The 13,580-nt window shown below is 74.0% G+C and carries 13 protein-coding genes; 8 read left to right on the top strand and 5 right to left on the bottom strand.

What is annotated here, in order from left to right; genetic code table 11:
* Window positions 1–2: 2 nt before the first annotated feature.
* Window positions 3–449: an imidazolonepropionase-like domain-containing protein gene (locus tag GA0070610_RS27735; RefSeq protein WP_089002760.1), complete on the top strand. Its 447-nt coding sequence runs from the start codon at window positions 3–5 to the stop codon at window positions 447–449.
* Window positions 450–513: 64 nt separating this feature from the next.
* A complete protein-coding gene (locus GA0070610_RS27730; protein ID WP_089002759.1) occupies window positions 514–1,416 on the top strand; it encodes a sulfurtransferase in 903 nt (300 codons plus the stop codon).
* A gap of 109 nt (window positions 1,417–1,525) precedes the next feature.
* Here GA0070610_RS27730 and GA0070610_RS27725 read toward each other — a convergent pair whose 3' ends face one another.
* The 3 genes from GA0070610_RS27725 to GA0070610_RS27715 form a co-directional block, all read right to left on the bottom strand.
* The gene (locus GA0070610_RS27725; protein ID WP_089002758.1) at window positions 1,526–2,707 is read right to left on the bottom strand and encodes a hypothetical protein; all 1,182 of its coding nucleotides are present in this window, start codon (window positions 2,705–2,707) and stop codon (window positions 1,526–1,528) included.
* Window positions 2,704–3,246 carry a SigE family RNA polymerase sigma factor gene (locus tag GA0070610_RS27720; protein ID WP_089002757.1) on the bottom strand — a complete coding sequence of 181 codons (543 nt, stop codon included), beginning with the start codon at window positions 3,244–3,246 and terminating at the stop codon, window positions 2,704–2,706. The genes GA0070610_RS27725 and GA0070610_RS27720 overlap by 4 nt, the downstream gene beginning before the upstream one ends.
* Before the next feature lie 183 nt (window positions 3,247–3,429).
* On the bottom strand, window positions 3,430–4,008 hold the full coding sequence (locus GA0070610_RS27715) for a TetR/AcrR family transcriptional regulator (RefSeq protein ID WP_172896609.1): 579 nt from the start codon (window positions 4,006–4,008) through the stop codon (window positions 3,430–3,432).
* A 107-nt stretch (window positions 4,009–4,115) separates the two neighbouring features.
* On the opposite strand from GA0070610_RS27715, the gene GA0070610_RS27710 reads away from it, so the two are divergent.
* On the top strand, window positions 4,116–5,279 hold the full coding sequence (locus GA0070610_RS27710; protein WP_089002755.1) for an FAD-dependent oxidoreductase: 1,164 nt from the start codon (window positions 4,116–4,118) through the stop codon (window positions 5,277–5,279).
* Here GA0070610_RS27710 and GA0070610_RS27705 read toward each other — a convergent pair.
* Complete coding sequence (locus GA0070610_RS27705; protein ID WP_089002754.1) at window positions 5,276–6,589, bottom strand: MFS transporter; 1,314 nt, start codon at window positions 6,587–6,589, stop codon at window positions 5,276–5,278. The two genes, GA0070610_RS27710 and GA0070610_RS27705, sit on opposite strands and share 4 nt — an antisense overlap.
* Window positions 6,590–6,800: 211 nt before the next feature.
* On the opposite strand from GA0070610_RS27705, the gene GA0070610_RS27700 reads away from it, so the two are divergent.
* The 3 genes from GA0070610_RS27700 (at window position 6,801) to GA0070610_RS27690 (ending at window position 9,880) form a co-directional block, all read left to right on the top strand.
* Window positions 6,801–7,424 (top strand): TetR/AcrR family transcriptional regulator, encoded by a 624-nt coding sequence (locus GA0070610_RS27700; protein WP_089002753.1) that lies wholly within the window; start codon window positions 6,801–6,803, stop codon window positions 7,422–7,424.
* A 78-nt stretch (window positions 7,425–7,502) separates the two neighbouring features.
* Window positions 7,503–8,870, top strand: coding sequence for an acetyl-CoA carboxylase biotin carboxylase subunit (locus tag GA0070610_RS27695; protein ID WP_089002752.1), 1,368 nt, complete (start codon window positions 7,503–7,505; stop codon window positions 8,868–8,870).
* Between the two features lie 89 nt (window positions 8,871–8,959).
* Window positions 8,960–9,880 (top strand): hydroxymethylglutaryl-CoA lyase, encoded by a 921-nt coding sequence (locus GA0070610_RS27690; RefSeq protein ID WP_089002751.1) that lies wholly within the window; start codon window positions 8,960–8,962, stop codon window positions 9,878–9,880.
* Window positions 9,881–9,934: 54 nt separating this feature from the next.
* On the opposite strand, the gene GA0070610_RS27685 is transcribed toward GA0070610_RS27690, so the two are convergent.
* Entirely contained in the window at window positions 9,935–10,495 is a 561-nt protein-coding gene (locus GA0070610_RS27685) for a snapalysin family zinc-dependent metalloprotease (protein WP_089002750.1), read from the bottom strand.
* Between the two features lie 205 nt (window positions 10,496–10,700).
* On the opposite strand from GA0070610_RS27685, the gene GA0070610_RS27680 reads away from it, so the two are divergent.
* Both GA0070610_RS27680 and GA0070610_RS27675 read left to right on the top strand, forming a co-directional pair.
* Window positions 10,701–12,233, top strand: a complete 1,533-nt coding sequence (locus tag GA0070610_RS27680) for an acyl-CoA carboxylase subunit beta (protein WP_089002749.1) — start codon at window positions 10,701–10,703, stop codon at window positions 12,231–12,233.
* Window positions 12,234–12,340: 107 nt separating this feature from the next.
* Entirely contained in the window at window positions 12,341–13,495 is a 1,155-nt protein-coding gene (locus tag GA0070610_RS27675) for an acyl-CoA dehydrogenase family protein (RefSeq protein ID WP_089002748.1), read from the top strand.
* Window positions 13,496–13,580: the final 85 nt, after the last annotated feature.

Raw genomic sequence — 13,580 nt, 5'->3', positions numbered from 1 at the left:
TCGTGCTCACCCTGCACGCCGCGCCGCTGCTGCGGACCGCACCCGACGCCGCACCCGTCGCCGGGGCCGCCGTCGCGGTCCGGGCCGATCGGATCCTCGCGGTCGGCCCGCTGGCCGAGCTGACCGAGGCGTACGCCGAAGCCCGGATCCGCCGCTGGCCCGGCACCCTCGGGCCGGGGCTGCTGCACGACGGGCCGCTGCCGGTCGCCGACACTCCCCGCGAGCGGGTGCACGCGCTGCTGCGCCTCGGGGTGACCGCCGTGCTGGCCGGTCACCTCACCGATCCGGCGCTGCGGGCCGCCGTGGAGCGCAGCGACCTGCTGGTGCTGGCCGCCGCCGCACCGCCGACGCTGGCACCCGGCGGTCGGGCCGACCTGGCGGTCCTCGGCGCCGACGGCGCCTGCCTGGTGACCGTGGTCGCCGGCCGGATCGCCCACCGCCGCGCCTGACCGTCAGGCGACGCCGGTTGCCGATGGCCGGCCGTGGACCGGGATGCGGCGTACCTTGGGGATCATGTCTGTGCCGAGCGATCCCGATCCCCGACTCCAGTCGTACGCGGACCCGCAGCGGTTGGTCACCACCGAATGGTTGGCCGAGCACCTGGGCGACGAGGGCCTCGTCGTGGTCGAGTGCGACGAGGACGTGCTGCTCTACGACACCGGCCACATCCCGGGTGCCGTGAAGGTGGACTGGCACACCGAACTCAACGACCAGGTGACCCGCGACTACCTCGACGCGAAGAGCTTCGCCGAGCTGTGCGCCGCCAAGGGCATCGGCCGGGGCGACACGGTCGTCTTCTACGGCGACAACTTCAACTGGTGGGCCGCGTACGCCCTGTGGGTGTTCACCCTCTTCGGCCACCCGGACGTGCGGCTGCTCGACGGCGGGCGGCAGAAGTGGGTCGCCGAGGGGCGCGAGCTGACCCGCGACAAGCCGGCCCGTCCGCACGCCGACTACCCGGTGCCGCAGCGCAACGACGCGCCGGTGCGGGCGTACCGCGAGCAGGTCATGGCGCACGTGGCGGCGGGCCGCCCGCTGGTCGACGTCCGGTCGCCGGGCGAGTACACCGGCGAGATGCTGCACATGCCGGACTACCCGCAGGAGGGCGCGCTGCGCGGCGGGCACATCCCGGGGGCGGTCAGCAAGCCGTGGAAGTCCGCCGCCAACGACGACGGCACGTTCAAGTCGGCGGACGAGCTGCGCGCGATCTACGCCGACCAGCTCGGGCTCAGCCCGGACGACGACATCGTGGCCTACTGCCGCATCGGCGAGCGGTCGAGCCACACCTGGTTCGTGCTGCGGCACCTGCTGGGCTACCCGCAGGTGCGCAACTACGACGGCTCGTGGACCGAGTGGGGCAACCTGGTCCGGGCCCCCGTCGTCAAGGGCGACCAGCCCGGCGGCCTGGCGGACTGACGCGTCGGCTGGTCCCCGCGCGCCCGTCGCGGTCGCGCGGGGACCAGCCCCGCTGCCGTACGACGGCAGGACGGGCGTCAACCTCGCCCGGCGCCTTCCGGCCGCCCGCTCAACCGGCGGCCAGCGACACCGCCCCGAACAGGTTCCGCGTCACGCCCGTCACCTCGCCGGTCTCCGGCTGCCAGCGCAGCAGCCCGCCCGGGTTGTGGCGCAGCAGCACCGCGCCGTCGGAGTCCCAGCCGAGCACCTCGCAGCAGCCCTTCCACCGGTCGCGGCCCAGGTCGAGCAGATAGGTCACCACGCGCGTCCGGGCGTTCAGCAGCGCGACACCCTCCAGCCCGCCCATGGTGTCGGTGGTGATCCAGCCGGCGCGGGCGACCCGCTCGCCGCGCTGCCAGCCCCGCCCGTAGAACTCGTCGACCCGGTGGCCGGGCGGTAGCGCGCGGAAGTCGACCGCGCCGTAGCCGCGGTGCGTCTCGTCGTCGCTCCACCGGACCGCCGTCAGGTTCGGCGGCGTGCCGCCCAGTTCGAGCAGAACGTTCGGCGGGGCCGTCGAGTCGGGCGCGACGACGTTCCAGGGCGACACCGGGACCTTCCGGCTGGCGCCCGTGCTCGGGTCCAGCTCGTACGTGGTGTCGTCGTCGCCGACGAGCAGCCGGTCGCCGGACCAGACGACCTGTTCCAGGTAGCCCTTGAGCGGGTGGCGGCGTACGGCGGCGGTGGTCAGGTCGACCACGACCACCTCGTCGGTCTGGGCGAAGGCGGCCGTCCGCCCGTCCGGCGAGAGGCTGCCGCTCTTCAACGGCACCGCCTCGTTGCCCCAGGCGTCGCGGGTCGGGGCGGGGGTGAACACGTCGAGGTCGCGTACGACGCCGTCGTCGCCGAGGACCCGGATCCCGCTGGCGACGCCGGTTCCCGGGTCGACGGGCTGGTGCAGCGCCAGTGCCCGGCTTACGGGCCGGTCGGAGAGCGTCGCGCCGACCGGGTCGCCGAGGCGGCCCAGCGGGTGCCCGGGATAGGCCAGCTCGGCCGGGGGCGTCTGCACGGGTACGGGGTGCGGGGTCGGGCTCTTCCCGGGTGTCGCGGTGGTGGCCGGTGGTGGCCGGTCGGCGGGGCGCAGGGCCAGTGCCGTACCGCCGGTGAGCAGGGCGACGGCGAGCACGGTGGCGCCGGCGGCGCGGCGGGCTCGTCGCACCCGGCGGGCCCGTTCCCAGCCGGTCGCCGCCGGGTGCGTCGGCCGGACGTCCTCGGTGGCGACGGTGAGCAGCCGGTGCAGATTCTCTTCCCTCACGGGTTCACCTCCATGCCGGTGGCCAGGCCGCCGGAGCGCCCCTCGTCGCGCGCCAGCTCGGGCGCCACCTCGCGGAGCCGGCGCAGCGCGGCGTGGCACTGGCTCTTCACGGTGCCCACGGTGACGCCGAGCGCCTCGGCGGTGGCGGCCTCGGTGAGGTCCTCGAAGTAGCGAAGCACCAGCACGGCCCGCTGCCGGGGCGGCAGCTGGCCGAGGGCGTCGCGCAGCGCGAGCCGCAGCACCCCGTCGCCCTCGGTCGTCGCCCGCTCCGGCGGGTACGCGGCCAGCCACTCGCGGCGGCGCCGGCGCCACCAGGAGACGGCGTCGCGGTAGAGGATGGCCCGCACGTACGCGGCCGGGTCGCCGTGCCGCACGACGGGCCAGCGCAGGGCCAGCTTGAGCAGAGCCTCCTGGAGCAGGTCCTCGGCCTGGTGGCGGTTGCCGCAGACCAGGTAGGCCGCGCGCAGCAGCCGGTGCTGGTGGCACTCGACGAAGGTGACGTAGCCGTCCCGCCCGTCGTCGGTCGTCGGCGGTCCCATCCGCCCTCCCTCCGGCCGGCCGTCGCGCGTTCCGCGTCACCAGCCAGACGCACCGGGACCCGGAAAAGGTTGGGTGGCCGTTCGCGAAGTGCCGGACGGCGTCGGCGCGACGACGCGGGACCGGCGACCACGCGCCGGGTGCTCAAATCCCACGTGATGGGCCGCGCGGCTGTTGCGGTCCGGTCAGGCGTCGGGTGCGCCGCGCAGGTAGCGCTGGACGGTCGGCGCGATCCAGGCGACCAGCTCGGCCGGGTCGGCGTCGACCACCGGGGGCAGCCGGAGCACGTACCGGGTCAGCGCCAGGCCGAGCATCTGGCTGGCGACCAGCCCCGCCCGTCGGTGGGCCTGCGTCGGTTCCGGCACGACCCGGGCCACCGCCGTGGTGAGCTGGTCGGCGAAGATGCCCCGCATCCGCTCGGCGGCCGCGTGGTTGGTGGCGGCCGTACGCAGCAGCGCGGCCATCGTCCCGTCGGTCTCCCACCGGTCGACGAAGTGCCGGACCAGCAGCTCGCCGAGCTGTTCGGGTGGCGCGTCGGCCAGCTCGGGCAGCCGCAGGTCGAACTCGGCCGCCGCCGCGAAGAGCCCCTCCTTGCTGCCGTAGTAGCGCATCACCATCGACGGGTCGATCCGCGCGTCCGCCGCGATGGCCCGGATGGTCGCCCGGTCGTAGCCGTCGGCGGCGAAGCGTTCGCGGGCGGCGCGGAGGATCGCCGCCCGGGTGGCGTCGGAGCGGCGGGTACGGGTCGGCGCGGCGTCGGTCATGCCCACGACCGTATGCCAACACCTGTTGACACTCCATCGGCGGCCGGCCTAACGTTGCCAACAAGCGTTTGCCAACAGGCGTTGGCATGGACGGACGGAGGCCGACGATGCTGCCCACGAGCACGGACGTCCTGGTGGTGGGGGCGGGCCCGACCGGGCTGACCGCCGCGCTGGCCCTGGCCCTGCGCGGGGTCGGGGTGACCGTGGTCGACCGGCTGGACCGGCCGCCGCAGACCTCCCGGGCGGCGGTCGTGCACGCGTACACCCTGGAGACGCTGGACCGGATCGGCGCCGGCGCCCCGCTGGTGGCGCGCGGGCTGCGGTCGCCGGGGTTCACCGTCCGCGACCGCGACCGGGCGCTGCTCACCGTGCCGTTCGACACGCTGCCCTCCCGGCACGCCTACGCGCTGATGGTGTCCCAGTCGGTCACCGAGGAGGTGCTCGCCGGGCAGCTCGCCGCGCTCAGCGTCCCGGTGCTGCGCCCGTACGCGATGACCGGACTGGCCCCCGACGCGGCCGGCGTGGTCGCCACGTTCGCGGGCGGCGCGACGGTCCGGGCCCGCTACCTGGTCGGCGCCGACGGGATGCACAGCACGGTGCGGGAGCGGGCCGGGATCGGCTTCTCCGGTCCGGCCGGCGGCGAGGAGTCGTTCGTCCTCGCCGACGTCCGGCTGGAGAGCGCGCTGCCCCGCGACCGGGTGTCCCTCTTCCTGGCCCGCTCCGGCCCGCTGGTCTGGGCGCCGCTGCCCGACGGGGTGGTGCGGCTGGTCGCGGCGGTGGCCGAGGCGCCCGCCGCGCCCGACCGGGCACACCTCCAGACGCTGCTAGACGAGCGCGGGCCGGCCCGCCGCCCCGACCGGGTGACGGAGGTGCTCTGGGGATCCCGGTTCCGGATCCACCACCGGATCGCCGACACCTTCCGCCGGGGGCCGGTGCTGCTCGCCGGCGACGCCGGGCACGTGCACAGCCCCGCCGGCGGGCAGGGAATGAACCTCGGCATCGTGGACGCGGTCGACCTCGGTCACACGCTCGCCGACGTGCTGGCCGGCGCGCCCGAGACGCTGCTCGACGCGTACGCGGCCCGGCGCCGCCCGATGGCCGAGGAGGTGGTGGCCCTCGCCGCCCGGCTGACCCGGCTCGCCACCCTGCCACCGGCCGCCCGGCCGGCCCGGAACCTGCTGCTCCGCCTGCTCGGCGCCGTGCCGCCGGCCCGGCACCGGGTCGCGATGCGCCTCTCCGGCCTGCACCACCGCGACGGTGCGCACGACTAGGCATCCCGGTGGGTCGCGCGGCTGGCTGCCCGGTGGAACAGGGCGGCCGGTGCCGGCGGGACCGGCCGCAGCAACCGCCACACCGCGAGGGTGACCAGCACGAAGACCCCGGCCAGCGCCGCCGCCACCGGCCCCACCCCGTACGCCGCGCCGCCCAGCCCGGCGAGCGCCGCCCCGACCGGCGCGGTGAGCAGGCCGACCAGCCGCTGGGCGGCGCCCACCCGGCCGAGCAGGGCGGCCGGCACGTGGCGCTGCCCGTACGAGGCCCAGAGGCTGTTCCACACCGTCGTGCCGGCCGCGAACACCGCCAGCGCCAGCCCGCCGGGCACGGGGTGCCGGGCCAGCGCCAGCCCGGTCAGCGCGACGGCCTGGCCGGCGAGTACGAGGCGCAGCGCGGGCACCGTGCCGAGCCGCGCCGCCAGCCGGCCAGCCCCGAGTCCTCCGGCGAGCCCACCGAGGACGGCCCCGGCGGCGAAGAGGCCGTACCCGGCCGTCGGCACCCGCAGCACGTCGAGCGCGTAGAGCACCAGCACCGCCATCAGCCCGCTGATCGCCAGGTTGCTTCCGGCAGTCGCCACGGTCAGCCGCCACAGCATCGCGTCGCCGCGTACCCACCGCACCCCCTCGACGGCCTCCCGCCACACCGTCCGCGCCCGCCCGCTCTCCGGGCCTCTCTCCGGGCGACGAGGTCGCGTCTCGGGGCGGCGGGGGCGCGTCTCGGGGCGGCGGGGGCGCGGCGGGGTCGGGCGCAGGGCGAGGGTCAGCAGGGCGGCGCAGAGGAAGGTGAGCGCGTCGATGGCGAACGGCAGCGGCGCGGCGAGGGCGAACAGCACGCCGGCGGCCGGGGCGCCGAGGAAGCCACCCGCCACCGCCGAGCCAGCCTGTAGGCGGCCGTTGGCGCGGGGCAGCGCGGCCGGCGGCACCACCGACGGCAGCAGCGCGAACGAGGCGGAGTCGAAGAGGGTGCCGAGCGCGGCGAGCAGGAACGCCACCGTCACCAACGCGGCGACGCCCGCCCGGTCGAGGGAGACCGCGACGGCGAGTCCGCCGACCACCGCCGCGCGCAGGCCGTCCACCACCGCCATCGTCCGACGGCGGTCCCAGCGGTCCGCGTACACGCCGCCGAGCAGGCCGAACAGCAGCGGCGGGAGTTGCCCGGCCACGGTCACCGCCGCGATCACCCGGGGATCGCGGGTCAGCGTCGCGGCCAGCAGCGCCAGCGCCGGCGTACGCAGGGCGTCGCCCAGGCGCGAGGACACGGCGGCGGACCAGAGCAGTCGGTAGTCGCGGCCGAGCGGGGGTGCGGTCATGGCGGCGACCCTCGGGGCTCGACCCGGTCGAGGGTCAAGGGCGCAGCAGCGCCGTGGGGGCGAGGCTCCGGCCGCCCCGCCCGCTCCTCCTGCGCGCGCAGGACCGCACGCTTCACTGGGGCCCGAACCTGGCGTCACGGGCGGCGGACGTGAGCCAACCGACGGGTAACGGAGGCTCCACGGCAGGCCGGTCGAGGTCTACGCTTGCCCGGTGACGGTGGAGCAGCAGGCACGGGGCAGGGCGAACGGTGCCGCGGGGTCGGGCCGGCGCCGGTCCCGCAGGGACGAGATCCTGGAGATCGCGGTCGGCCTCTTCGCCTCCCGGGGCTACCACGGCGTCTCGATGGACGACATCGGCGCGGCCGCCGGGGTCACCGGCCCGGCGCTCTACCACCACTTCGCGGGCAAGGAGGCCATGCTGGTCGCCGCGCTGATCCCGGTCAGCGAGGAGCTGCTGGCCGGGGGCCAGCAGCGGTCCGCCGGCCACCCCGACGACCCGCGCGGCGCGCTGGAGTCGCTGATCGACTTCCACGTCGACTTCGCGCTGGCCAACCCGGCGGTGATCGCCCTGCACCTGCACGAGCTGGACCGCCTTCCCGACGAGCCGCGCCGCCGGATCCGCCGGCTCCAGCGGCTCTACGTCGAGCAGTGGGTGACGGTGCTGACCGCGCTGCACCCGGGCATGCCCGACGGCGAGGCACGGGTGCTGGCCCACGCCGCGTTCGGCCTGATGAACTCGACGCCGTTCCTGGGCGGCGAGGTGGACCGGCGCCGCCGGGCCGAGCTGCTCCGCGCCGCCACCCTGGCCGCCCTCCTGGCCCACCCCGGCTCCTGACCCCGGGCCAACTCGTGAGTAACCTTCCGGCCATGGTTCCCTAGCACCCGTCCCCACCCCCGGACGCTGGGAGGAAACATGATCGAGTCGCTGCTGGTCGCCAACCGGGGCGAGATCGCCCGCCGGATCATCCGGACCGCCAGGCGGCTCGGCATCCGCGCGATCGCGGTGCACTCGGAGGCCGACGCCGACCTGCCGTTCGTGACGGAGGCCGACGAGGCGGTGTGCGTGGGACCAGCCAACCCGGCCCAGAGCTACCGCAACGTCGAGGCCATCCTCGCCGCCGCCAAGTCGACCGGTGCGCAGGCCATCCACCCCGGCTACGGCTTCCTGTCGGAGAACGCGGACTTCGCCCGTACCGTCGAGGCGAGCGGGCTCATCTGGATCGGGCCCGGCGCGGACGCGATCACCGCGATGGGCGACAAGATCAATGCCCGGAACCTGATGGCGGCGGCCGGCGTGCCGGTCGCGCCCGGCACCACCGACCCGGCGGCCGACCTCGACGCGGCGGTCGCGGCGGCGGCGGAGATCGGCTACCCGGTGATGGTCAAGGCCGCGGCCGGTGGCGGCGGCATGGGCATGGGCGTGGCGACCGACGAGGCCGCGTTGCGCACCGAGTACGACAAGGTGCGCTCCTTCGCCGAGCGCATGTTCGGCGACGGCTCGGTGCTGATCGAGCGGTACTTCCCCCGGGTGCGCCACGTCGAGGTGCAGATCCTGGGCCTGGCCGACGGCCGGGTGGTGGCCCTCGGCGAGCGGGAGTGCTCGGTGCAGCGGCGCAACCAGAAGCTGGTCGAGGAGTCGCCGTCGCCGGCGGTCTCCCCGGAGCTGCGCGAGCGCATCCTGGCCGCCGCCGTGCGCGCCGGCGAGGCGGTGGGCTACCGCAACGCGGGCACGGTCGAGTGCCTGTTGGTCCCGCGTGAGCGGGACGCCAAGGGCGACGGTTCCGGCTCCGAGGAATTCTTCTTCCTGGAGATGAACACGCGGCTCCAGGTGGAGCACCCCGTCACCGAACTGGTCTACGGCGTCGACCTGGTCGAGGAGCAGCTGCGGGTGGCCGCCGGCCTGGCGCCGACGTTCGACCCGGACGCGCTCGCCCCGCGCGGGCACGCCATCGAGCTGCGCATCAACGCCGAGGACCCGAAGCGCTTCCTGCCCGGCCCCGGCGTGATCAAGACCTGGGTGGAGCCGGCCGGCGAGGGCGTACGGGTGGACTCGGGCTACGTCGAGGGCAACACGGTCACTCCGTTCTACGACAGCCTGATGGCCAAGCTGATCGTCGACGGCGCGACCCGGGCCGAGGCGATCGAGCGGGCGCGGGCGGCGGTGGCCGCGTTCGAGCTGGCCGGCCCGAAGAACAACCTCCCCTTCTTCGCCGAGCTGCTGGAGAACGAGGAGTTCCTCTCCGGCGACTACGACACGGGCATCGTCTCCCGCATGTGCTGACCCTTCGCGGCTGGGTGCGGAACGGGCGGGGTGGGTGGGAGGCTGGAGGGACCCAGCACAAGCACTGCGTCACAGTGAGGTGACCCCTTATGGCGGAAATGCCGAACTCCGTGTCGATCCGGGAGGTCGGGCCCCGCGACGGGCTCCAGAACGAGGAGCCGATCCCGACCGAGGCCAAGGTGCGGCTGCTCGACGCCCTCTCCGGCACCGGGGTGAAGCGGATCGAGGCCGTCTCCTTCGTACACCCGAAGGCGATCCCGCAGATGGCCGACGCCGACGAGGTGTGGCAGCGGGCCGCGAAGGCCGACGGCGTGCGCTACTCGGCGCTGGTGCCGAACACCCGGGGCGCGCAGCGGGCGCTGGCCGCCGGGTTCACCGAGATCGAGGTGGTGGTCTCGGCCAGCGACACGCACAACCGGCGCAACGTGAACCGCTCCACCGAGGAGTCGCTGGACGACATCGCCGAGCTGATCGACCTGCTGCACGGCGTCGGCGCGCAGGCCGAGGTGATCGTCGCGACCAGCTTCGGCTGCCCGTACGAGGGGGACACCGATCCGGCGCGCGTGGCCGCCATCGTGGACCGGGTGGTCCGCGACGGCGCCGACCGCGTGGCCTTCGGCGACACCACCGGCATGGGTACGCCCCGGCGGGTGCGCGAGCTGCTGACGGCGGTACGCGACCGCAACGCGCACGTTCCCGTGCTGCTGCACTTCCACAACACCCGGGGCACCGCGCTGGCCAACATGCTGACTGCCCTGGAGCTGGGGGTGACCGAGTTCGACGCCAGCGTCGGCGGCCTCGGCGGCTGCCCGTACGCGCCCGGAGCCAGCGGGAACCTGGCCACCGAGGAGGCGGTGCACATGCTGCACGACATGGGCGTCGATACCGGCATCGACCTGGACGCCCTGATCGAGGTGGCCGAGCTGGCCGAGGAACTGGTCGGCAGGCAGCTTCCGTCCGGGGTGCTCCGCGCGGGCCCGCGTACCCGGCTGACGCCGCTGCCGGGCTGATAGCGCGCGGGGAGGGGCCGGCACGATGCCGGCCCCTCCGACGTACCCGGTCGGTCAGCCCACCGTGGCGGGCGTGGCCGGCCAGCTGTCGCGGAAGATCTGCGACCCGACGCGGTTCGTGCTGAGGGTGCCGGCGAAGAGGCTGGACACCCGGTTGGCCTCGGTGGTGCTCGGGTACGGGTTGGTGCAACTGGTGCCGGCGCTGCCGCCGGACATCAGCAGCGCGCAGTTGCCGTTGTAGTTGTCGGGCAGGCCGAGGATGTGCCCGATCTCGTGCGTCATGATCCGCAGCGGGCTGTACTGCTGGGCCTGCTGGGTGTCGATGTAGACCCGCCCGTTGCCGAGGCTGGTCCGGATGGCGTACGAGCCACCGCCGGTGATCTGGTAGATCCGCAGGTTGGAGCCGCAGTTCGCCGTGAGCGTCAGGTTCGACGTGGCGTTGTTCCAGATCGAGGCGGCCTGGTTGGCCGTACCGGCGAAGCTGCCCGCCTGGCTGGTGTTGTAGCAGATGGTCATGGCAGCCGAGGCGGGCGTCGGGTTGGCGACCGTGACGCCGAGGGTGGCGAGCGCCGTCGCGGCGAACGCGGCCGCGAGCCGGTTGAGTCGTGAGGTCATCGCTGACTCCAATCCGGGTGGAGGGGTATCCGGAGCGTAGCCCTATAAATTCATGATTTTCAATGCCTGGCCGACGGGTGCGACCCGGTTCCGACTCCTCCGCGCCCGCGGCTCGCCGAGCTCCGTGCAGATGCGCTAGCCTAACGATCGTTCAGGTCAGCCGGTCCGCCGCGAGGTGACCGGCTCAGGTGGCGAGGGAGTCGGCGTGACGCTCGACGGTGAGGCACTGGAGCAGCTGCGCAAGCGGGCCCGGGCCGGCGGTGCGGACAAGTACCACGCGGCGAACGCCGCCAAGGGCAAGCTCTTCGCCCGGGAGCGGGTAGCGCTCCTGGTGGACGAGGGCTCCTTCGTCGAGGACGGCCTCTACGCCAACGCGATGGCCGAAGGGCTCCCCGCCGACGGCGTGGTGACCGGCACCGCGACCATCGACGGCCGCCCGGTCTGCCTGATGGCGAACGACTCCACGGTCAAGGCGGGTAGCTGGGGCGCCCGTACCGTCGAGAAGATCATCCGGATCATCGAGCGGGCCTACTCGACCAGCGTGCCGATGGTCTACCTGGTCGACTCGGCCGGCGCCCGGATCACCGACCAGGTCGACCTCTTCCCCGGCCGTCGCGGCGCCGGCAAGATCTTCTGGAACCAGGTCCGCGCCTCCGGCTCCATCCCGCAGGTCTGCGCGCTGTTCGGGCCGAGCGCGGCCGGCGGGGCGTACATCCCGGCGTTCTGCGACGTGGTCGCCATGGTCGACGGCAACGCCAGCATGTACCTCGGCTCCGACCGGATGGTCGAGATGGTCACCGGCGAGAAGACCACGCTGGAGGCGATGGGCGGGGCCAAGGTGCACTGCGCCGAGTCCGGCGTCGGGCACTTCCTCTGCAAGACGGAGGCCGACGCCCTCGACGTGGTGCGGCGCTACCTGTCCTACCTCCCGACCAACTGGACGCAGCAGCCGCCGGCCGCGTCCGCCGTCGAAGCGCCGGAGAAGGCCGACCTGGCCGCGCTGGTGCCGGCGAGCGAGCGGCAGGCGTTCGACATGCGACGGTACGTCAAGGGCCTGCTCGACGACGGCTCCTTCTTCGAGATCCAGGCGCTCTGGGCCAAGGAGCTGACGATCGGCTTCGGCCGGCTGAACGGCGAGGTCGTCGGCGTGGTCGGCAACAACTCGATGTTCAAGGGCGGCGTGCTCTTCGTCGACTCGGCCGACAAGGCGACCCGCTTCGTGCAGCTCTGCGACGCGTTCAACGTGCCGCTGCTCTTCCTCTCCGACGTGCCCGGGTTCATGGTCGGCAGCGCGGTGGAGAAGCAGGGCATCATCCGGCACGGCGCCAAGATGATCACCGCGATCTCGGAGGCGACCGTACCCAAGATCTGCGTGGTGGTCCGCAAGGCGTACGGCGCCGGCCTCTACGCGATGGCCGGGCCGGGCTTCGAGCCGGACGCCACGATCGCGCTGCCCACCGCCAAGATCGCGGTGATGGGCGCCGAGGCGGCGGTCAACGCGGTCTACGCGAACAAGATCGCGGCGATCGAGGACGAGTCCGAGCGGGCCGCGTTCGTCGCCGCGAAGCGCGAGGAGTACGAGCGCGACATCGACGTGGTGCGGCTCGCCAGCGAACTGGTCGTCGACGCGATCATCGAGCCGCACGAGCTGCGTGCCGAGCTGGTCCGGCGGTTCGCCGCCGCCCGCACCAAGGAGCGGCACTTCTCCCGGCGCCGGCACGGCGTCACCCCGGTCTGATCCCGTCGCCGGCCCACCCGGCCGGCCCGGATCCGCACCGCGCACCAGCGACCTGTCCGTTCCCGGCGTCACGAGCGCCCGGCGGCCCATCCACACAGGAGGATTCCATGGACTTCCGGCTCACCGAGGAGCAAGAGGCGCTGCGGGAGAGCGTGCGGGAATTCGCGCGCGAGGTGGTCGCCCCGGTCATCGCGGAGCACTACGAGAAGCACACCTTCCCGTACGAGGTGATCCGGCAGATGGGCAAGATGGGCCTGTTCGGCCTGCCCTTCGCCGAGGAGCACGGCGGCATGGGCGGCGACTACTTCGCGCTCTGCCTCGCCCTGGAGGAGCTGGCCCGGGTCGACTCCAGCGTGGCGATCACCCTGGAGGCGGCGGTCTCGCTCGGCGCGATGCCGATCTACCGTTTCGGCACCGACGAGCAGAAGGCGACGTGGCTGCCGAAGCTGCTCAGCGGCGAGGCGCTGGCCGGCTTCGGGCTGACCGAGCCGGGCACCGGCTCGGACGCCGGGGGCACCCAGACCCGCGCGGTGCTCGACGAGTCCACCGGCGAGTGGGTGATCAACGGGTCCAAGGCGTTCATCACCAACTCGGGCACCGACATCACCGCGCTGGTCACCGTCACCGCGGTCACCGGCACCCGCCCGGACGGCTCCAAGGAGCTCTCCACCATCATCGTGCCCTCCGGCACGCCGGGCTTCACCGTCGCGCCGGGCTACTCCAAGGTCGGCTGGAACGCCTCGGACACCCACGAGCTGACCTTCGACGACTGCCGGGTGCCGGCGGCGAACCTGCTCGGCGAGCGCGGCCGGGGCTTCGCCCAGTTCCTGCGCATCCTCGACGAGGGGCGGATCGCCATCGCCGCCCTGGCTGTCGGCCTGGCCCAGGGCTGCGTCGACGAGTCGGTCAGGTACGCGAAGGAGCGCCAGGCGTTCGGCCAGCCGATCGGCAACTACCAGGCGATCCAGTTCAAGATCGCCGACATGGAGATGAAGGCGCACACCGCCCGCCTGGCCTACTACGACGCGGCGGCGCGGATGCTCGCCGGCGAGCCGTTCAAGCGGCAGGCCGCCATCGCCAAGCTGCACGCCAGCACCATCGCCGTGGACAACGCCCGCGAGGCGACCCAGATCCACGGCGGCTACGGCTTCATGAACGAGTACCCGGTGGCGCGGTTCTGGCGCGACTCCAAGATCCTGGAGATCGGCGAGGGCACGTCCGAGGTGCAGCGCATGATCATTGCGCGCGACCTGGGTATGTGACCCGGCGCGGGCCCGGTGGCGTGGGGCGGCCCCCCTCGCGCCACCGGGCCCGTCGCGCGTCGTCGTCCGTCCGGACCCCTGTCGG

It is taken from the genome of Micromonospora echinofusca (genome assembly GCF_900091445.1).
GTDB lineage: Bacteria > Actinomycetota > Actinomycetes > Mycobacteriales > Micromonosporaceae > Micromonospora > Micromonospora echinofusca.
The sequence above is the reverse complement of the archived record's forward strand: the minus strand, read 5'-3'. Positions and strand labels throughout refer to the sequence as shown.